The 19,756-nt window shown below is 55.0% G+C and carries 16 protein-coding genes; 13 read left to right on the forward strand and 3 right to left on the reverse strand.

All coding sequences use genetic code 11. The annotated features are described in order from the left end of the window. Positions 1 to 104: 104 nt before the first annotated feature. The 13 genes from KI809_RS17840 (at position 105) to KI809_RS17900 (ending at position 16,740) form a co-directional block, all read left to right on the forward strand. Positions 105 to 2,135 carry a hypothetical protein gene (locus KI809_RS17840; RefSeq protein ID WP_214172958.1) on the forward strand — a complete coding sequence of 677 codons (2,031 nt, stop codon included), beginning with the start codon at positions 105 to 107 and terminating at the stop codon, positions 2,133 to 2,135. Between the two features lie 218 nt (positions 2,136 to 2,353). Beyond that, positions 2,354 to 3,487: a glycosyltransferase family 4 protein gene (locus KI809_RS17845; RefSeq protein WP_214172959.1), complete on the forward strand. Its 1,134-nt coding sequence runs from the start codon at positions 2,354 to 2,356 to the stop codon at positions 3,485 to 3,487. Positions 3,488 to 3,497: 10 nt separating this feature from the next. Further along, positions 3,498 to 4,454, forward strand: coding sequence for a radical SAM protein (locus KI809_RS17850; RefSeq protein WP_214172960.1), 957 nt, complete (start codon positions 3,498 to 3,500; stop codon positions 4,452 to 4,454). Beyond that, positions 4,451 to 6,019 carry an exosortase C-terminal domain/associated protein EpsI gene (locus KI809_RS17855; RefSeq protein WP_214172961.1) on the forward strand — a complete coding sequence of 523 codons (1,569 nt, stop codon included), beginning with the start codon at positions 4,451 to 4,453 and terminating at the stop codon, positions 6,017 to 6,019. Before KI809_RS17850 ends, KI809_RS17855 begins: the two co-directional genes overlap by 4 nt. Beyond that, positions 6,016 to 7,644, forward strand: coding sequence for an MraY family glycosyltransferase (locus KI809_RS17860; protein ID WP_214172962.1), 1,629 nt, complete (start codon positions 6,016 to 6,018; stop codon positions 7,642 to 7,644). Before KI809_RS17855 ends, KI809_RS17860 begins: the two co-directional genes overlap by 4 nt. A 31-nt stretch (positions 7,645 to 7,675) precedes the next feature. After that, positions 7,676 to 9,865 (forward strand): tetratricopeptide repeat protein, encoded by a 2,190-nt coding sequence (locus KI809_RS17865; RefSeq protein WP_214172963.1) that lies wholly within the window; start codon positions 7,676 to 7,678, stop codon positions 9,863 to 9,865. 112 nt (positions 9,866 to 9,977) lie between these two features. Beyond that, positions 9,978 to 10,739: a polysaccharide biosynthesis/export family protein gene (locus KI809_RS17870; protein ID WP_246559493.1), complete on the forward strand. Its 762-nt coding sequence runs from the start codon at positions 9,978 to 9,980 to the stop codon at positions 10,737 to 10,739. A gap of 26 nt (positions 10,740 to 10,765) precedes the next feature. Continuing rightward, positions 10,766 to 12,013 carry an outer membrane beta-barrel protein gene (locus tag KI809_RS17875; RefSeq protein ID WP_214172964.1) on the forward strand — a complete coding sequence of 416 codons (1,248 nt, stop codon included), beginning with the start codon at positions 10,766 to 10,768 and terminating at the stop codon, positions 12,011 to 12,013. 24 nt (positions 12,014 to 12,037) lie between these two features. Continuing rightward, the gene (locus KI809_RS17880; protein WP_214172965.1) at positions 12,038 to 13,597 is read left to right on the forward strand and encodes a GumC family protein; all 1,560 of its coding nucleotides are present in this window, start codon (positions 12,038 to 12,040) and stop codon (positions 13,595 to 13,597) included. 35 nt (positions 13,598 to 13,632) lie between these two features. Continuing rightward, positions 13,633 to 14,553 carry a P-loop NTPase family protein gene (locus KI809_RS17885; protein WP_214172966.1) on the forward strand — a complete coding sequence of 307 codons (921 nt, stop codon included), beginning with the start codon at positions 13,633 to 13,635 and terminating at the stop codon, positions 14,551 to 14,553. Positions 14,554 to 14,587: 34 nt separating this feature from the next. Beyond that, positions 14,588 to 15,283: a hypothetical protein gene (locus KI809_RS17890; protein WP_214172967.1), complete on the forward strand. Its 696-nt coding sequence runs from the start codon at positions 14,588 to 14,590 to the stop codon at positions 15,281 to 15,283. Positions 15,284 to 15,307: 24 nt separating this feature from the next. Continuing rightward, a complete protein-coding gene (locus KI809_RS17895) occupies positions 15,308 to 15,994 on the forward strand; it encodes a response regulator transcription factor (RefSeq protein WP_214172968.1) in 687 nt (228 codons plus the stop codon). Next, on the forward strand, positions 15,991 to 16,740 hold the full coding sequence (locus KI809_RS17900; RefSeq protein WP_214172969.1) for a DUF3108 domain-containing protein: 750 nt from the start codon (positions 15,991 to 15,993) through the stop codon (positions 16,738 to 16,740). Before KI809_RS17895 ends, KI809_RS17900 begins: the two co-directional genes overlap by 4 nt. Before the next feature lie 11 nt (positions 16,741 to 16,751). Here KI809_RS17900 and KI809_RS17905 read toward each other — a convergent pair whose 3' ends face one another. From KI809_RS17905 to KI809_RS17915, 3 genes are read right to left on the reverse strand one after another with little or no spacing between them, the layout of a single operon-like run. Continuing rightward, positions 16,752 to 16,931 carry a Rho termination factor N-terminal domain-containing protein gene (locus tag KI809_RS17905; RefSeq protein ID WP_214172970.1) on the reverse strand — a complete coding sequence of 60 codons (180 nt, stop codon included), beginning with the start codon at positions 16,929 to 16,931 and terminating at the stop codon, positions 16,752 to 16,754. A 22-nt stretch (positions 16,932 to 16,953) separates the two neighbouring features. After that, on the reverse strand, positions 16,954 to 18,540 hold the full coding sequence (locus tag KI809_RS17910) for a GH3 family acyl-acid amido synthetase (protein WP_337833335.1): 1,587 nt from the start codon (positions 18,538 to 18,540) through the stop codon (positions 16,954 to 16,956). Continuing rightward, positions 18,540 to 19,619, reverse strand: coding sequence for an alpha/beta fold hydrolase (locus tag KI809_RS17915; protein ID WP_214172971.1), 1,080 nt, complete (start codon positions 19,617 to 19,619; stop codon positions 18,540 to 18,542). Before KI809_RS17915 ends, KI809_RS17910 begins: the two co-directional genes overlap by 1 nt. Between the last annotated feature and the right edge of the window lie 137 nt (positions 19,620 to 19,756).

The raw sequence follows: 19,756 nt of genomic DNA on the forward strand, positions 1-19,756 counted from the left end.
TAATGAATATCTTACACAAACGTGTTTTGCTCTATTTGAATCTTTGCCTCCTCACAGTGCTGTTATTTACTGGATGTTCCGCTAACGGGAGCAGTCCTGGTAACTTGCCACAAAAAAGTCAGGAGGAGAGTCCGGTTGAACTGCCGCCCGACTTGGGTACCAGACCGGTTGACCAGCCACCGGATGGAATAACGGCCCCTTCTGGCTCGACTACCTATTATGTCAGCATCTCTGGTGATGACGCCAACGACGGGACCTCTCCGCAAACTCCCTGGCGGTCGATCTTCAAGCTAAACCGGACCTCGTTTGCCCCGGGCGATACGATCCTGTTCAAGCGGGGCGATGTCTGGGACGGGGCCAATGCCGCACCCATTGTCCCGAGAACGAGCGGCAGCGCCGGCAGGGCGATTGTCTGGGGGGCTTACGGTAGCGGGCCAAAACCGGTGATCACGTTTGCTGCCAATCGCAATAACCCTGAGGACTGGACCGATGAAGGCGGGAATATCTGGAGCACCGGCGGCATAACACTCACCGCCGGCGAACTGCTGGCAAACCCTGATTTGTCCATGAATGCCGCAGGATGGTACAGCCAATGTCTGGACGGCGGCGCCAGTTGCAGTTTTACCGGATGGACCGGCCTGGCGGATGAATCCGAGGCAACGCCCGGAGCTTATAAGTTTGTGGTCGAGCAGCGCGGAACAACGCCTGCGAACGTGCAGATGTACACCGCTTCGTCGTCACCGGTTTCACTCATTCAGGGGAGTTATTACCTGCTTACCTTCCGGGCGAAAGCGACAGCGGCGTTTACGATACCGGATATCATTGTCCGTTCCGGAGGAGAGGACGTGACTTCGGGCATGTATGTGAAACAGCTTGCCGTCGGCACCGACTGGACCACCTGCCGGTTCATGTTCCGTGCGGACCGGACGACAACAATAGCCGTCATCAACATGCTGCTTGGAGGGATCACCGGCATTCCGGACGGCACAACCCTGCTCATTGATTCCATGTCCCTGCGGGAGATCGCGGACCAGGATTTCTTCGGCATGTACCATTCAGCTAATATCATTTTCAATACCTCTTCCGGGGGTACAACGACCGGCAAGCTGGTCATCTCGGGTCAGCTTGCCGGTCAGGGAGAGTGGTATCAATCGTCCGCTGACAGGAAGATCCGTGTTTATTCGGCCGGTAACCCGGCAACCTTTTACCAGGGCGGCATCTCCATAGTTAATGGCTCGCCCAAGACCGGATTTTACATAATCGGTAAAAACTTTCACACTGTTGAGCAACTTGATTTTTATGCCCTCCCCAGCGCCTGGTACGGCTACGATGTTTCCGACCATACGATCCAGTACTGCACGGCGCGCTATACCGGCGGCAATCTCATGGTTGACCGGTACGATTATAACTGGGGAAGCGGCGCCGTTCTCGCCCGGGCCGGCGAATCAGTCGGCGCAACCGGCAATGTCGCCAATTGGGTGGTGAGATATAACGACTTTTCACAGACCTATGATTGCAACGTAACCTGGCAGAATACGGCCGCTAACAAGAAGGCCGACAATATCTGGGTTTACTACAACATTCTGGGGTCAGCACATTATAATATTGAATTCGGCTGGAACGGGGCCGGCTCGTCCATGTCCAATATCTACATCTACAATAACACCATGTATGATGCCGGCAAGGAATGGTCGGCCAATCAGCGGCCCGACGAACCTGTGTCGACGCATGATGCCCATATCAAATGCTGGAACTCCCCGGCCAACAGCAGCAATATCTACATCAGGAACAACATCATGGACCGGGCTGTGTCGCAGATGCTATATTTCAGCGACTGGAGCCAGTGGTCAGGCATTCTCTCCATGAGCAACAACCTCTATTTCAGCATCCCAGCCAAGCTAGCGAGAACTTCGGGAAACAATTATGTCTCGCTGGCCGACTGGCAGGCATTCTCAAATATGGACTCCTCATCTCTGGTAGTTGATCCGCTTTTCATCTCTAAAGAGCTGCGGGATTTCCGATTGCAGTCATTGTCTCCTGCAAGGAATGCCGGGACAAACGAGGAGCTATTGTTCGATTTTGCCCGCAATTCGGTTCCCGCCAGCCGACCAGCAATCGGCGCCTTTGAATATTAGTCAATGTGATACCGCTGAATGCAATGAATGATCATCATGTTGTAACATTGATTTAACCTTTCTTCCATCCAACCTAAATACTTCCCTGTTACGCTGCGGTCATTCAATGAGGATACGTGTTGTTCCGGACCAGGAATAGCAAGTATCTGCCCCTTCATCAAGAGCACTCCTTAAAAGAGTTACGTCGCATAGGCAGCAGTTTTACTAGTGGAGGAACAATGCGCATAGCGTATGTCGCGGTCAAGGGGATTCCCAAAGGGGGCGGCATTGAGAAGGTTACCGAGGAGATCGGTGCGCGCCTGGTTCAAAAAGGTCATGAGGTGCTGGTGTATGCCAGCCGCGACTATGGCACTACCGACGGTTTTTACAAAGGGATGCGGATCAAGACGGTTCCATCCATCAACACCAAGTCACTGCATAAACTCTCCATCTGCTGTAATGCCACCATTGACCTGATGATGCGTGAGCAGGTCGATCTGGTTCACGTCCATGCCATTGGGCCGTCGCTGTTCTCGATTTTCCCGCGCCTGATCGGCATCCCGACCCTTGTTCAGACCCATGGCATCGAACGTTTGCGCGACAAGTGGGGATTCTGGGGTAGAGGTTTTCTGGCAGCCGCCGAACAGACTGTGGTCCGGTTTCCGAGTAAAGCTACTGCGGTTTCGAGAGTTCAAAGTGAATATTTCCGCGAGCGCTTCGGTCGCGAGGTGAGTTATATCCCCAACGGGGTCGGCCCGGTTGCCTGGCGTGCGCCCTCCTGGCTTCAGGCCAAAGGGATCGTTCCCGGACGTTATATCCTGTTTGCCGCCCGCCTGGTAGAGGAGAAGGGGGCGCATTTTCTGATCGAGGCCTTTTCCGGCCTGCCTGATGACATCCAGCTGGTGATTGCCGGCGACGCCCCCCATGCTGATCGCTATAAATCCCGGCTGAGAGGCATGGCTGCCGGCGACCCGCGTATTATCTTCACCGGCTTCATCACCGGAGAGCCGCTGGAAGAGCTGTTCAGCAATGCCTACCTGTTTTGTCTCCCCTCGACCCTGGAAGGGCTGCCCATAGCCCTGCTGGAAGCAATGAATTACGGCAACTGTTGCCTGGCCAGCGACATTCCCGAGAACCTGGAAGCGCTTGAAACCTATGGTTTTACCTTCCGCAATCGTGATGTCCAGGACCTCAGACGAGTGCTGCATGACCTGATCAAAGCTCCGGAAAAGGTCGCCGCTATGAGGAGCCCGGCCCGGGACCATGTGCGGCGCAGTTATTCGTGGGATACGGTAACTGATCAGATGGAGGCGCTCTACTTCTCCATGCTCGACGTTTCTCACGGCAAAGGACAACTCACTTACAACCCTTAGGAGCAATCTAATGGATGGCATCATCGCGGTCACTTACCGCTGTAACTGCAAATGCGTCATGTGCGATACCTGGCGTTACCCGAGCGATAAAGATAGAGAGATACGGGCCTCAGATCTGGAAACCCTGCCGCAGATGGTCCGGTTGAACATTACCGGCGGCGAGCCTTTTCTCCGGGATGACCTGGGCGATATTCTTACCGTTGCCAAAAGGAAGGCCAAAAGGGTGGTAATCAGCAGTAATGGCGTTCTTACCAAAAGAACCCTTGAGGTAATGAGCAGTCACCGTGATGTCGGGGTCAGGCTCAGTTTCGACGGCCTCAGTGACGTTCACGAAGGCATCAGGGGAGTGCCCGGCATCCACGGCAGGGCTCTGGAGACCTTGCGCGGGCTGAAAGGGCTCGGCATCAAGGATCTCGGGATTGCGGTGACAATTTCCGATCGGAACGCCACACAGCTGGTCCCACTATATCGCCTGGCAAAAAGGGAAGGGGTGGAACTGGCAACGGCCATCCTGCATAACGCCTACTATTTCCACAAAGAAGACAACCGGATCGACAACAAGCCACTCGTAGAAAAACATATCAAGGAACTGGTGCGGGAGTATCTCTGTTCTTCGCACCCCAAGGACTGGTTCCGGGCTTATTTCACCAAGGGGATTGCCGACCATATGCACGGCAAGGAGCGGTCGCTGAAATGCACCATGGCGACTGACTCGTTTTTCGTCGATCCTTATGGCGCTGTGCGGCCATGCAATGTCATGAATTTTCCCTTCGGCAACATCCGAGAAAAGAGTTTCACTGCAATCTGGAATAGCCCTGAAGCTGTTGAGGCGCGCCGACGGGTCGACTGCTGCACCGGCAACTGCTGGATGATCGGCAGTGTCGGCCATCTGATGCGGCAACAGCTCTGGACACCATTCACCTGGATCGTCAGCAACAAATGGTTTAAAGGGGCAGAGACCGCATGAGTACCGCACGGTCTGCAACCATAGATCCGTTCTGGCTTAAGATCGCCGGCCTGCTGGGATTGTTCATCGCTGCCTACTGGGTGCCGCTCCGTGGCATGGTCAATGTTTGGCAGAGCAATGAGGATTATTCCTACGGCTTCATTATCCCCATGGTTACCCTGTATCTGCTGTGGGACAAGCGTTCGTTGTTGTTGAGCACACCGGTGCGCAGTTCCTGGCGGGTGTTGCCGCTGCTGCTGATCTTCATCCTGGTCTCAATATACGGTGTGCTTGGCTCCAGTGGCAACATCGCTATGCCGGTGGTGCCGATACTGATTGTCTTGTTTGCGGCATTTTGCCTGGGCACTGAATTTGCCCGCAAGGCACTGCTGCCCCTTGGTTTTCTGATCTTCATGGTGCCGATCCCTGCGGTCTTGGAGCGGACCATCGGCACCTGGCTCAAGTCGGTGTCGTCGGTACTGGGCGGCTCATTGGTGCGTCTCTTCGGCATACCGGTGCATGTCAGCGGCAACCTGATCGATCTTGGCGTCACCAAGCTGCAGGTGGTGGATGCCTGTAACGGCTTGCGCTACCTGTTTCCACTGTTGGCTATCGGTGTGATCTACAGCTATCTTTTTGAGCGCACTACCTGGAAGCGGATCTTTTGCGTCATCGCGACCTTGCCGATCGCGGTACTTATTAACAGCCTCAGAATCGGCATCACCGGTATCCTGGCCAACTGGTATGGCGCGGCTGCTGCAGAAGGCTTTTTTCACGACTTTACCGGTTGGGTGCTGTTCATGGTGGCGTTTGTCCTGTTGTATCTCCTCGGCCGGGTGCTGACCTTTTTCCCGCCCCGGCAGAAAAAGGGAGTGGTGGCTTCGCCGGCGCCAATGCCTGCCGGAGCGACGGATGCCATTAATGGCCGGATAAGTAACCGGGTCTATGCCACGGCCTTGGTGCTCCTGGTAGCGGTGGCTGCACTGTCCTGGAGCACCAGTGCCCTGCCGGCGGTAAAGCTGCGCGGCGGGATTGAGTCTTTTCCGACCTCGTTTGCCGGTTGGCAAGGGACTTCAACCCTGGTAGACCCGGAGATCGTCCGGATGTCCGGTGCTGAGGAAGCGTTCAGCGGCCAGTACGCCAACGAAAACAGGGAGCAGGTTTCACTCTATATCGGCTATCGGAGCACCGCCTTCCTGGAAAGCGAGAATTTCTTCCATTCGCCGACTGTCTGCCTCCCCTCCAACGGTATGAAAACTACCATAAACAGAACCAGGACCATCTCGGGAATCCCACGGTGGGGCGATCTTACCGTGACCGAAATGGTCACCGAAGGCCTGGGCTCCCGGATGCTGGTCTATTTCTGGTTCCAGACCAAGGACCGGGCGACCTATGACAAGAATATCAACCGATATCACCTGACTCTCCATGCCCTTACCCGGGACAATACCTACGACCTGTTTCTGCGGCCTATTGCCCAGCTACAACCCACTGAAAGCATTGCCGACGGCGAAAAACGGCTTGACCGGTTTGTCAGGGACCTGTCACCGGAAATGCTGCGGTTCATTAACGATCGGCGCATATGATTTTTCTGGTGACCCTGCTAACGGCGGTTCTGCTGACCATTGTCCTGATCCCGGTGCTCAGTTCAGCGGCCATTCGTTATAATGCCGTGGACCTGCCCAACGAACGCAAGGTCCATACCCGGCCGATTCCCCGCATCGGTGGGCTTGCCATGGCCGCCGGCACCTTTATTCCGCTGCTGTATGTCTTCCGGGGGAATGCTTTTCTGGTTGCTTATCTGGCCGGGGCCGGGGTTTTGGTTGCCTTTGGCCTGGTAGACGATTTCCGGGAACTTTCACCTAAGGTCAAATTTGCCGGGCAGATCCTGGCGGCGTTCATTGCCGTGTTCCATGGCGGGGTTGTGATCCGCTCTCTGGGTACATTGCTGCCGGACGGGTGGCTGCTGCCGGAATGGTTGGCCATGGCACTGACCCTGCTTGTCATTGTCGGTGTCACCAATGCCATTAACCTGGCCGACGGTCTTGATGGCCTGGCTGGCGGCATCAGCCTGCTCATGTTTGCTGGGATCGGCTATCTTGCCTATCTCGCTGGTAACGCGATCATTGGTCTGATTTGCCTGGCCATTGGCGGCGCACTGTTCGGTTTTCTCCGCTTTAATACCCATCCGGCAACCATTTTCATGGGAGACGCCGGCAGTCAATTTCTCGGTTTTTCCGTTGTCACGCTGGCCATTGCCCTGACTCAGGGGACACGTGCCTACAGTCCATTGCTGCCGCTGCTGCTCGTAGGGTTTCCGGTACTTGATACCCTTACCGTCATGATTACCAGGATTGTACAGGGTCGTTCCCCGTTTACCGCGGATAAAAACCACTTCCATCACCACCTGCTGCAGCTCGGTTTCCTCCATCCCGAATCGGTACTGATCATTTATGTCGTGCAGACCCTGCTGGTTATTGCCGCGCTGTTCCTGCGCTACCATTCGGATTGGCTGTTGCTGTTGGGATACCTGCTGTTCTGTGGCGGGGTGCTGGCAGTATTTACCCTGGCCGACCGGACCGGCTGGAGGCCACGGGGGCTTGAGCAGTTCAACCTGCACATCGGGCAGAGGATCAGGGAGCTGCGGGATCACGGCCGGATCATCAAGAACTTTTTCCCCCTGTTTAGCGTCACTGTGCCGCTTCTGCTTTTTGTTACCTGCGTACGGCCGATGGAGCTTCCGCCATTTGTCACTTGTGCCGCCGGTCTGTTTGGCGTGGTAATTCTGACGTTGGTGGTTTGCGGCCGGCAATGGCTCATGCCGGTGCTCAGGCTGGCAATCTACCTGCTGATTCCCTGCGCGGTCTATTTTGGTGATGTCAGTCGCTCGGCATGGCAGGACGGCATGGGGCTCTCGCTCTATAACGCCTCGTTTGGCTTGATGGCGCTGCTGATGATCGTGATCTCCCGCTTTTCTCGCCGCCAGGAAGGATTCAAGAGTACGCCGCTAGATTTTCTCATTGTCATGCTGGCAGTAGTGGCCCCCAATCTGCCGGTACAACGTCTTAATGAGTATCAGCTGGGCATGACCGCGGCCAGGATAATCATGCTGTATTTCAGTTTCGAGGTTCTGTTTGCCGAATTGCGCGGAAAGAGTTTTCCGATATCGGTTCTTACTGCCAGTTCCCTGCTGGTAATGGCTTTTCACTAATAATCATTTAATAAAAGAGTGGAGGATAGACATGCGCTTGCGCAACCTGTTGAAAATGGTGATTCCCGGACTGCTTGTTGTGTCTCTCGCCGCCTGTAGCGGGCCCGAGGAGAAGAAGGCAAAGTTCCTCTCCAAAGGAAAGGCGCTTTACGAGAAGGGTGAGTATGTCAAGGCTGCCCTGGAGTTCAAAAACGCGATCCAGATTGACCCGAAATTTTCCGATGCCTATGAGATGTTTGGTATGACGGAATTAAAGAGGGGCAATTACAAGAATGCCTTTGCCCATTTCACTAAGGCCATAGAGTTGAACCCGAAAAATCTTAAGGCGCAGAATGAGCTGGGCAAACTGTTCCTGGCGGCAAGAGATCCGGACAAGGCAATGGAAAAAGCCGAGCTGATTCTCAATACCGATCCGCGTAACGATGACGGCCTGCTGCTCAAAGGGGCGGTATTTGTGGCAAAAAAGGAGTTGGATACTGCCCAGAGCTATTTTGAGGAATTGCTCGGCAAAGGGGTTAAAAAGGCTGATGCCTTTCTGTTGCTGGCATCGGTTTATCAGCTGGCCGGCGATATCAAGCGCCAGGAAGAGGTGCTGCGCAACGGACTCAGTGCCAACCCTTCATCGGTGCAGATCCATATGATGCTGGCGGATCTGCTGGCCCGGGCTAACCGGGTTGACGAGGCTGTTGCCCTGCTGCGCAAGGTGATCGGACTGGAGCCTAGCAAGGTTGAACATCAGTTTGTCCTGGCAAACCTTTACTGGATCACGGGTCAGGAACCAAAAGGGGTTGAGGTGGTCAAGGGGATCATTGCCAGCGATCCGAAAAAGGATGAAAACCGACTCCAGGCAACATCGTTTCTGATAGGGAAGGGGAAGCTGAAAGAGGCTGAGGAACTGCTGCAGGCAGGGATAAAGCTTAACAACAAGGCCTTGGGACTCAGGCTTTCGCTGGCGGAGCTTTACCTGAACAGCGCCCGGACAGCACAGGCGGTGGCAGGGCTTAAGGAAGTGGTCGGACTTGACAAGGAGTCAAATCCGGACGTCATTAAAGCCAAAAATGCCCTGGCACGGATTCATCTCAGCAATAAAGAGATTGAGCCGGCAGCAAAGCTGTATGCCGAGGTGTTAAAGGCCAGCCCGAAAAACAGTGAAGCCATCCAGGGAAAGGGCGGAATTCTCCTGGCCAAGGGGGATGGTGCCGGTGCCGTTGCTGCCTTTCGTACTCTGGTGACGGATAATCCTCAGTCAGGCATGGGCTATGTGCGACTGGCCGAGGCCCATCTGCTCAACAAGGAGATGGCGCTGGCCGGAGAGAATATCCAGAAAGGGCTCCAGGCTGAGCCTGACTCCCGGGAGGTGCAACGAGCCGTAGCCCGCTACTACATGCTTGCCAAGGAACCGGCCAAGGCTGAATCCCAGCTGCGGAAGCTGTTGGCATCACGGCCGGATGACCTGGAAGTTCATGTGGAGCTGGGAGACTTCTATCATTCAATGAAGAACCTGGGCAAGGCCGAAGCGGAATATACGGCTATCAAGAGGCTGGCCCCCCAGCTTCCGGCCGGTTTTGTCAAAATGAGCGAACTCTATCTGGCCCAGGGAAAGGTTGATCGCGCTATCAGCGAGCTGGAGCAGGCAGTCAAGCTCAATAATCAGGCAATGAATTTTTTCGTAGCCCTTGAGCAGCTCTACATTCAGCAGAAGCAATTCGCTCCGGCCATCACCCTTGCCGAGTCCAGGCTCAAGGCCAATCCCAAAGACGAAGTGGCGCTCACCATGCTGGGGCAGGTACAGGCGGCGCAAGGGGATACGGCCAAGGCCATTGATTCATTCAAAAAGGCCTTGTCTGCCAAACCGGATCAGTGGCTGGCTGCCAACAACCTGGCATACCTGATGAGCGAGAAGGCGGCATCGCCTGGCGAACTGGACGAGGCCTTGGCATATGCCAACACGGCTCGGAAAGGCCAGCCGAACAACGCAACGGTTCTCGATACCCTGGGATGGATCCATTATCGCAAGGGGGCATATCCTCAGGCTGTTGAGCTGCTGAGCAAGGCTCAGGCAAAGGCCAAGGAAAGTTCCGTAATCAACTACCATCTTGGGATGGCGCAGTTCAAATCAGGCCGGACGAGTGAAGCAAAAGGATCGCTCCAGAAGGCGCTGGCAGCAAGCAAGGCATTCCCTGGCCGCGATGAGGCGGCACGAACGCTGAAGGCCATCTGATCAGGGATGTATCGTGCGGGCGTTTCCATTGATTCACACAACATTTAACGAACTGCCACGGAATCGTAACCATAATTGGGTAGGGTAGGGCATCATTCCAGGGGGGCGGATATTGTCTTTTTTAACTAATTTAAGAGCGGCTTTGGGCCGGAGCAGGCTTCATGCTGCAGTAACTGTCGTATCCGGTGCCATGCTTGTTGTCACCAGTATCAGTTGGGCGGAGCAGTTTAAGGATCAAGGTCAGCCCAGCGAAGCTGTTAAAGCTGATGAACCGAAGGTGAAGGCTCCGGCAGTGGTTGCTCCCGGTAGCTCAATACCGGATAGCGCAGCAAGAAACACCTCTGATGCCGTTGTCTCCGGCAATGTTTCGGAGATACCGCTGGTGAAGGCCGCTGACTACCTGATTGGTCCGGGCGACCAGCTGGATATAGCGGTCTGGAAGGATGAGGCCCTGACCCGGTCCGTGGTGGTGCTGCCCGATGGCAAGGTTACCTTCCCGCTTGCCGGCGATATTCTGGCCGGCGGCAAGACTGTTGCCGAATTGAAAAAAGAGATCTCCGAGCGGCTGGCGCGGTTCGTGCCAGATCTGGTGTTGTCGGTTGAGGTCAGGCAGTCCAACAGCATGCTGATCTACATCATCGGCAGGGTGAATGCGCCGGGGCGCCAGGTACTGAATACCAATGTGAACGTATTGCAGGCATTGGCAATGGCCGGCGGACTCAACCCGTTTGCCAGCAAAGACCGTATCAAGGTCTTCCGTACGGAGCATGGCGAAACGCGGATCATACCGTTCCACTATTCCGAGGTGGTTGACGGGACCAATCTTGCCGACAATATCGTCCTTAAACGCGGCGATGTCATCGTGGTTCCTTGAAACCCTGTCTTGCCGGGTTCGTTGTCATGAGACAACATTGTGCGGCAACTGCGGGGAGAGTCGCTGTTCGGTGCGCTGCCGGCGTTTCCTGGGGGGTATTGCTGCTGGTAACCGTGGTTGCTCCATGCTGGGCAGACGAAGTCAACGTCATTCCGGCACTGACGGTCAAGGAATCATATAACGACAATATTTTCTTCACTACCGGTACTCCAACCTCCGCTTTCATGACTGTGGTATCACCGGGGATTGAAATGTTTGACCGGACAGAGGCATTCAGCGCCAAGCTCCTGCTGAGACTGGACGAGTTTCTCTATCAAGGGAGCAACTCCCAGACCTCGACCCTCAACCATTCTTATCGGGGGGATTTTCAGCTGAGACCTACGCCTCTTACCGATTTGTCGGCAGGTTACAGCTATCGGATCAACAATCGCCCCGACCAGGCCCTGGACCAAGGCGGAGTTGCCCTTAATGCAACCCGGCGAACCCGCCAGCAGTTGTCCTTTGATGCCGGCCAGCAATTCACTGAGCTGACCTCGGCCCGGTTTTCATACGCCTGGGATCAGGAGGATTACAATTCCTCAGCGCTATCAAGTACTGAGAGCCATACCGGAACAGTGCGATTTACTCATGATCTTGGTCGTTGGCTGCCGCCGGCCAAGGCGATTCTGGAGCTCAGCATCGGGAACTATCATTTTGACAAATCCCAAACCGATAACCTGTCGGCCTCTCTTGGCGGCATCTGGAGCATCTCGGAAACGCTTTCAGCCACGGCTCTGCTGGGCGGGCGCTATACCAGATCGCGATACGACACGCTGCTGGTTTCAGCGACATCGCCGGTTACCACAACCTCAGGCACTGCCAACAGCAGCAGCTCTGGCTGGGTCGGTCAACTGACCCTGGCTCAACAAGGGGAGCGGGCCAGAGGTGAGCTGACCCTGAGTCGCAACGTCTCTATCTCTTCAGGGAGCAACAGTGCCACTGAGACCAACGCGGTGCAAGGTTCGCTGACCTATGACCTGACGCCGGAATTAACGACTAGCCTGGTCATGGGCTATCAACAGGACAGTGCCGACCGGCAACAGTTTGGGACTGCCGACATTGATCATCGCTATTACCGGGGATCAGCGGGGCTTAGCTATAAATTGCAGCGGGATCTGGAAGTAAGTGCCAGTTATGCCTTTGAAAAAGTGCAGTATCGGGAAGCCGCCAGTGCTGCCACCCGGAATGTAATTTTTCTGGGATTGACCTATCGCTATCCGTTACTGGAAAGATAACCACGAGTACCAAAAGAGGTATGCATGCAAGAAGTAACATCGATAAACGACCTGCTGGCCATTGTTCGACGTCGCAAGTTCAGTATTGTGCTGCCCGCGCTCACAATTTTTGTGGTTGCAACGCTCACGGCTTTTCTTCTCCCGCCTACCTACCGTTCAACCTCTACCATCCTCATAGAAGACCAGGAAGTGCCGCGCGAATATGTTACCTCAACGGTGACCGGCTTTGCCGAACAGCGTCTTCATACCATCAATCAGCGGATCATGAGTACGCCCAAACTGCTGGAGATTATCAACCGTTTCAATCTCTATGCGGATCTGAAACAGAAGAAGACCACCGAAGAGATCGTTGCCAAGATGCGCAAGGACATCAAGTTCGAGACCATCAGCGCCGATGTCATTGATCCCCGTACCGGCCGGCCGACCCCGGCCACCATCGCTTTTACCCTTTCTTACCAAGGCAAAAACCCTGGCGTGGTGCAGCAGATTGCCAATGTGCTGGCGTCGCTCTATCTCGAAGAAAACCTGAAAGTTCGCGAGCAACAGACCCTTGGCACTTCTACCTTCATGGGGGAGGAGCTGAAGACGGTCCAGTCGCAGTTGGCGGCCACTGATGCCCAGATTTCGGCTTACAAGCAGCGCAACCTCGACTCCTTGCCGGAACTCGCCCAGGTGAACATTCAGGGGCTGGATATGGTGGAGCGCGACATCAACCAGTTTAACGATCAACTGCGGACGCTGCGGGAGCGGGAAAGCAATCTTCAGACGCAACTGACCGGGTTGCCGGCCGAGGAAACCTCATCTGATCGAGCCCGGCTCGGCGAGTTAAAGGCAAAGCTGAATGCGCTCAGAACAAGGGTTTCCGACGAGTATCCCGATGTGGTGAAATTGAAGGTGGAGATCGCCGGGATGGAACGGCAGATTCGCTCCTCTGGCGGAGATCCCAATGGTACGCGCAATGAGAATCCGAATTACGTCAATATCTCAGCCCAGCTGAACGGCGTCAGGGCCGAGATTGAAGGCGTAAAGCGCCAGCTTGAACTGCAGCAGGAACGAAAAAGAGATTTCCGACGACGGATTGCGGCCTCTCCCCGGGTAGAAGAGGGGTTCAAAGCCATGCTGACCGAGCGTAACAGCCTGCAACTGAAATACGACGACCTGAACCGCAAATACATGGAGTCCAAGGTTGCCCATGGTCTGGAGAAGGAACAAAAGGGTGAGCGGTTCTCCCTGATCGATGCGGCGCGGCTTCCTGAGCTGCCGGTCAGTCCCAATATTCCGGCAATCCTCATCATTGGCCTGATCCTGGGTATCGGCGTCGGTGTCGGGGTGGCGGCACTCCGTGAATTCAGCGACCACTCTGTCCGGGATGTGGATCTGCTGGCAAAGCTTGCCGGTGTGCCGGTGTTGGCGGCCATCCCGGAGATCGTCACGGATCTTGATCGGGCACGGGTGCGGTCACTGCGGCTGAAGGCGCTGCTGGGAACTTCTGTAACGATCTGCACCGGCATAATGGTCTTCCACTTTCTGGTTATGGACCTGAACGTATTCTGGGCAAAACTGCTGCGCCGCATGATGCTTTAAGAACTTCCCATCAGTGGGATAAAAAGGAACAGTTCATGGCAACGAGATTGACATTTTCGCTGGCAAGACCGCAAAACCAGGAAGCAGTGCTGGTCTCCGCAGATGAGGCATTACAGCTGTCGGCGCCGATAGCTGAGGAGTTTGACGAAGAATTGCCGATCACGGCAAGCGAAATAACGACCGAACAGGAAGAGCTACCTCCGCTTCCTGCTGCAGAGGCGGTTCCTGTGGTGCGACCGAAGTTCGGCTGGGTCTCGCCCCAGTACACGGTTTCACGGTCAGTGACCCTTGACCCGGCAACGCTGGCCGCAAACCGGTGTGTGGCAATTGACCAGCAGGCTCCGGAACTGGATGCCTACCGGGTGCTGCGAACTCAGATCCTGCAGCGCACCCGACAGGGGGGCGGCAACACCATCATGGTTTCCAGTGCGCTCCCTGGTGAGGGGAAGAGCATTACCGCCATAAACCTGGCCCTTACCTTTGCCCGCGAGTTCCAGCAGACAGTTTTACTGGTGGACTGCGATCTGCGTCGTCAGTCGGTGCATCGCTACCTGGGGTATGAGAGTGATTGCGGGGTAATCGATTATCTGCTGAACGACCAACCGGTGCCGGAACTGATTACCTGGCCCGGCATCGAAAAGCTTACAATCATTTCCGGTGGCAGGAGCCTGGGCGAGAGCAGCGAACTGCTCGGTTCAGCCAGGATGAAAGACCTTGTTGACGACATGAGGCTCCGCTATCCGGAGCGCTATGTGATTTTCGATCTCCCGGCGCTGCTTGACGGTGCTGATGCCCTGGCCTTTGCACCGTTGGTGGATCATATAGTGCTGGCTGTCCGCGAGGGGAGTACCCCGATCGATGACGTCAAGCGTTCGATAGAGATGCTGCCGCAGGGCAAACTGCTGGGGTTGGTGATGAACCGTCACCAGGGACCACCGATAAAAAAACGTAAGTAATCACGATATCACCTTAAATAGGGGGAATAACATCATGAAAAACAAGGCATTGAACAAAGGTAAGACTGCGTGTGCTGTTGTTGCTGCCGTTGCCGGCCTTCTGGCTGGAGTGGCCGGTGAGGCATCGGCCTCGGTGTCGTCAATCAACTATGGCATCAACTCTACGACGGCTCCGTCGCGGATCTGGTCTGAAGGGGGCACTGGTCCGATCAAGGGGACCAGCATCAACATCGTTGACGTAATGGGGCTCAATACCTCCAGGAACCAGGGTTCGCACCCGATCGTGAGCGGCACTCTGGACTTCACCTCTGGCCTCTACCAGAACTCGGCAAGTAAAATCGATACGTACGGGGACAACGGCACTTTCAAAATTCTCGGCAATTTTGATGTGAACGGCGACGGCACGGTGGAGACCAACGCCACGCTCTTGTCCGGAACCATCAACTCCCTTTCCCTGGATCGTTCCAACAGCTCCAGATATTCGATCAGCAATGCCAAATTGACGGTCACCGAGAATGCCCTTGCCTCATACTTCGGCTATGGTGCCGGCACAAAGTTTACCGGTTTGATGAACCTCAACTTTAGTGTCCTTCCGAGCGCCTTCGACGGGGGGGCAACCAATAACGGCAATATCTCTACCTCTCCGGTTCCTTTGCCCGCGGCAATCTCGCTTTTTGTTCCGGCTGTTGCCGGATTGTTCGGATTGAGGCGCCGCCAGATAGCCTGTTGATTAATAGTCGCTTTGGAGGCTGATATGGCTCGCATTCTTATTATTGAAGACGAAGCTGAACTTGCAGAACTGGTGGCGCTCAATGTCGTTCGCGAGGGACATGAGGTCGTTATTGCCTTGTCAGGTGAAGAGGGGCTTGAAAAGGTTGACGCCGAGGATTTTGATCTGGTTATTCTTGACCTTATGATGCCGGGGCTGACCGGGTTCGAAGTTTGTCGCGGCTTGCGCCGGGCTGAAAAGTCAGCGCGAATCCCGATTATTATGGTCACCGCCTGCAGTAGTGAAGCGGACCGGGTTAGTGGTCTGGAAGCGGGTGCTGACGATTATGTGGTTAAGCCATTTTCCATTCGGGAACTGATGCTCAGAATCAGGGCGAAGCTCCAGATCAAGCAGAAGGAAACAGTAGAACCGACCCGTTACCACATCGGCCAGCTCATTGTAGACACGGAGCGGCATCAGATAATTGCCGATCATAGAGAAATAAATCTCACCATCACGGAGTTCAAGCTGCTTACCTGCCTGATCCGCTCAGCAGGGCGCGTTCTCAGCAGGGATAACCTTTTGAATGATGTGTGGGGAGATTCATCCGAAATCGATCACCGGACGATCGATTCCTATGTGACCCGCTTGCGGACAAAACTTGGCGACGTCGGGGACATGGTGCAGACGATACGGGGTTTTGGCTATAAACTGGAGCAACTCAACCAGTGAGGCACACAAAAATTACGATTGCCGGAAACTGGCATGGCCGTACCTTACTTGTTGTCCTGGTGCTCATGGCCTGTGCTGGGGGGAGATCCCAGGCACTGGGCACCGCTTCCGGGCGTGAAGCAACTTACCAGATTAACAGCCGCGGTTTTCGCGTCGGCGAGATGAAGACTACTTCTCAACCATTGACCCGGGATGGCCGACGCTTAATTCTCTTCCGGTCAACCACTGCTATTGACGCAAAGTTCCTGTTTTTCTCTAAGCAGAGCATAAGCCATGATGAGGCGGTAGTCGGCGAAAATGGCCCGATCGAGTACCGCCACGATCGGCACGAAAAAGGTGTGACGCGTGAGGTCGAGGCCCGATTCACCGAGACCCAGGTAAAACTGGAGATCAGGGAAGAGGGAAGGCCGCGAACCGTTGTCATCCCAAGGGACCGCTACGATTTTACCACGATGGACTGTGCCGAGATGTCTCTGGCCAAGGAAGGCGATCGGAAGGAGATCCGCCTGTTAAACCTGGAAAATGGCCGGATCGTGACCAGAAAATATGTCTGGCGCAAGAGCGAAGAGATCAGCGTTACCGGGAAAAAAATCCTTTGCCGGGTCATCGACTTTGAAGATCAGGACAATCAGTGCCGCCGCTGGGTTACCAGAGACGAAAAAGGCATCCTCATTGCCCGCCAGGAGGGGAAAGGGGATGCCGGTTCGTATCTGCTGAAAATTGCAACTCTTGTCGAAAGCTTATAAGGAACGGCGCCTTAACTGCAGTCCCCGCGCCATAAACAGGCCTCCTGGCCGCAGTCCCCGGCTTTGCCTGCCTCAAAGCACTGGTCATTCTGCTCGGCATTTTGAATCGCTCTGATTAATTCCGCCTTTTTCGTCTTGCTTGTCTTGATGCCGTGCTGTTGAGCAATTGCTCTGATCTCGTCAAGTTTCATGTGACTATCTCCTTTCATAAAATCAATTGGCTGCATAATACATAAGGCTTTTCAGTAAATCCCCTTCAAGGGTCGGATCGATATGGGGGATCTTGCTCTGCCCCCCGAGTTTGCCGCGCACATCCTTTGACCAGCTGTAGATGACATCTTCTTCAACGGTGATCACCTCCGGAGGCTTGATCCGGTCCTGGCGCCGGAAAGTAGCATAGTCGGCATTTTGCTGCATCAGGCTTTTGTCAAGCTGTAGGGCCAGTTGCAGCGAGGCCTGCGAAGGCAAATCCCCTTTTACGGCGAGGACCCAAACGTGGCGTCGTGCTCCGATGTCAGGTCCGACCATGAACTCGCGGATCTCGACCTGCGAGATTATGGAAGTGTCAACCACTGCTTGCTCCACTTCAGATTGGGTCACTTTTTCCTCAAACCGGTCGAGAAATTTATCTCTGCCGGTGAATTCGATCGCGAGGGTCGTCTTTGATGTTACCCGGAGCGTATCGCCGATGTGATAGCGCCACAGCCCTGAGCAGGTGGAAAGCAGGACGGCATAACGCTCGCCTTTATCGATCGCTGCAAGCGGCACGGCTTTGGCATCGGGGCCTGGTTGACCCTGCTCGCCCAGTTGATCGAACGGGATGAATTCGAAGAAGGTCCCGTAATACGGGGTCAGCCGCATGTTCGGCTCTCCGGCGACCTGAAACCCCATGAATGCCTCGGAAGAGGGGAGCAGTTCTAGGAAATTTGGGGACCGTTTACCAAACAGTTCGCTGAACTCGCTGCGGTACGGCCTGAGGCTTGTCCCGCCATGGACGATGAGTTCCAACCGGGGGAGCAGTTTTGCCAGAGGGGCTTTACCCAATTCGGTGCAGCGTTGCAGCAGCAGCAGTATCCATGGCGGCACCCCGGAGATGCCGGTAATGTCACGATCCATAAGCAGCAGCCGAGCCAGAGCTTCCAGTTTGTCATCCCATGGCAGGGAGGAGATCTCCGGCGAAGGGGCCACGAAAGGCTTCAGATAGGCAGGGGCAAAGCGCAGGGTGATGGCGCTCATGTCACCGCTGTGGATGCCGTTTCCCAGCGAGGAAAGAGCGGTGCTTCCCGACATGTAGAGAAATCTCCCGCCAAGGAGACGGCTGCGTGGATGATGATGGAGGTAGCAAGCCATCATGTCGAAAGCAGCCCGGCGGTTGGCATGGAACATTTCGTTCGAGAAAGGGATATGCTTGGTTGGAGCAGTGGTGCCGGACGTTTCGCAGAACAGGGTGATGAGTCCGGGCCAGGTTACGTCGCGCAGTGTAAGCTGTTTGCCGGCAGGGTCTTCCTGATAGCCGTTGCTGAAATAGTCGCGCCAGAAGTCGGCATAGCATCTGACAGGCACGGTCCGGCGGTATCTTTCGTATGCTGCCTCAAATGGTAATTTGGCGATGTCGGCAAATCCATAGTCCCTGCCGAATTTGGTCGTTGCTGCCCGGCGCAGCAGGGAGAAAAAGATCTGTCGCTGTTCCGCAAGGGGGTCGCGTTTCAAAAACCGCTCGGTTGCCACTGCGGCGCCCATATTGATTAATGGCGACACAATAGGGAACATCTTTGATGTCACATGCTTGACGCCGTTCATCAGACAGCCATCCTGGTAATTTCATCCTGGCTGTTGTACCAGTAAGTGAGCGCCTGGTTGTAATACTCATGGTGAAAGATCAGCGAAGCATGGGGCACTGGGTCTGCCGGGTTACCCGAGCTTATTTCCAGGCATTTCCCCTGCGGGAAGACTTTTTTTAATTCGACCGGTTCTCGGAGCTTTGTCAGGGTCGGTGAGTTAGGCACCAGGATACTCTCTTCGGCCTCGGAAAAAAGCAGCAGCGTCGGGCCGTGGAACAGCGGTTTTTCATCCCCGTGGGTCTGAAAATCAGTCAATGCCAGCAGGCGCTCCAAGCCCCCCTTTGCTGTTGTGCTACTGATAACATCCATGATTTTTTTGCGTATGGCCAAGTGACGGCTGGTGAGGTGCCGGTTCACTGCTCCTGCTTCAAACAGGGCATGAAAGCAGCGCCTGGCCCTCTCGACCTGTCGTTCCACATCAGTTTTTCCGTCCTCGTGTGCCTTGATGATCCTCTTTACGTTGCTTTCCAGCATCCGCACGCCACCGTCCCGTTCTTTTTCGCTCCGCACAAGGTCTTGCAGGCTAAGGACCGGGCTGACCAGGACCAGTTCCCTGATCCTGAGATTTTCATCCTGATGGTGCCGGATGAAGTCGGCAACCAGGCCAGCGCCAAAGCTGATACCGACCAGGCCTGGTGACTCTCCCCGGGAATTGAGGTCCTCTATGAGATCGGCAAGCTGGGCGGAAAACAGCCGCTGATCAAAGCCGGAACGGGCATAGTTGAAGTAGTAGATTGCGCCGCGGCTTTTAAAGATCGGCCGCTGGAATTCGACCACCTCAGTGGCATCCGGCACAAAACCGGCAATGATGATTGTGGGGGAGGTCCCATGCCCTTTTTCACGGAATATCCGGTTGTGGCAGGGGTACAGATTCTGTTCAGACCGTTGGCATAGGGCAAGCTCTCGCGAGCGCACTCTTGGCAGGTACGGCTTTATGTTCAGGTTGCGGACCATGGCAGTGGCCTTGCACGTTACCTGCAGCAGCGTTGGATTGTTTCGGATGGTACGCCCCACTAAAGGTAGTAATACCTGTCTCATTTTCCCTCCTGATTTTTTTGCCAATTATTGCAGTAGATGGTTACAGCCTTGTGGATGACTGGAAAAATGTTAGTGGCAATACTGATTCACCTGCATGAATGGATGGTGGGGGAGATTGCATTGTTGCAAAACTTATT

This window comes from Geoanaerobacter pelophilus, assembly GCF_018476885.1.
Classification (GTDB): domain Bacteria; phylum Desulfobacterota; class Desulfuromonadia; order Geobacterales; family DSM-12255; genus Geoanaerobacter; species Geoanaerobacter pelophilus.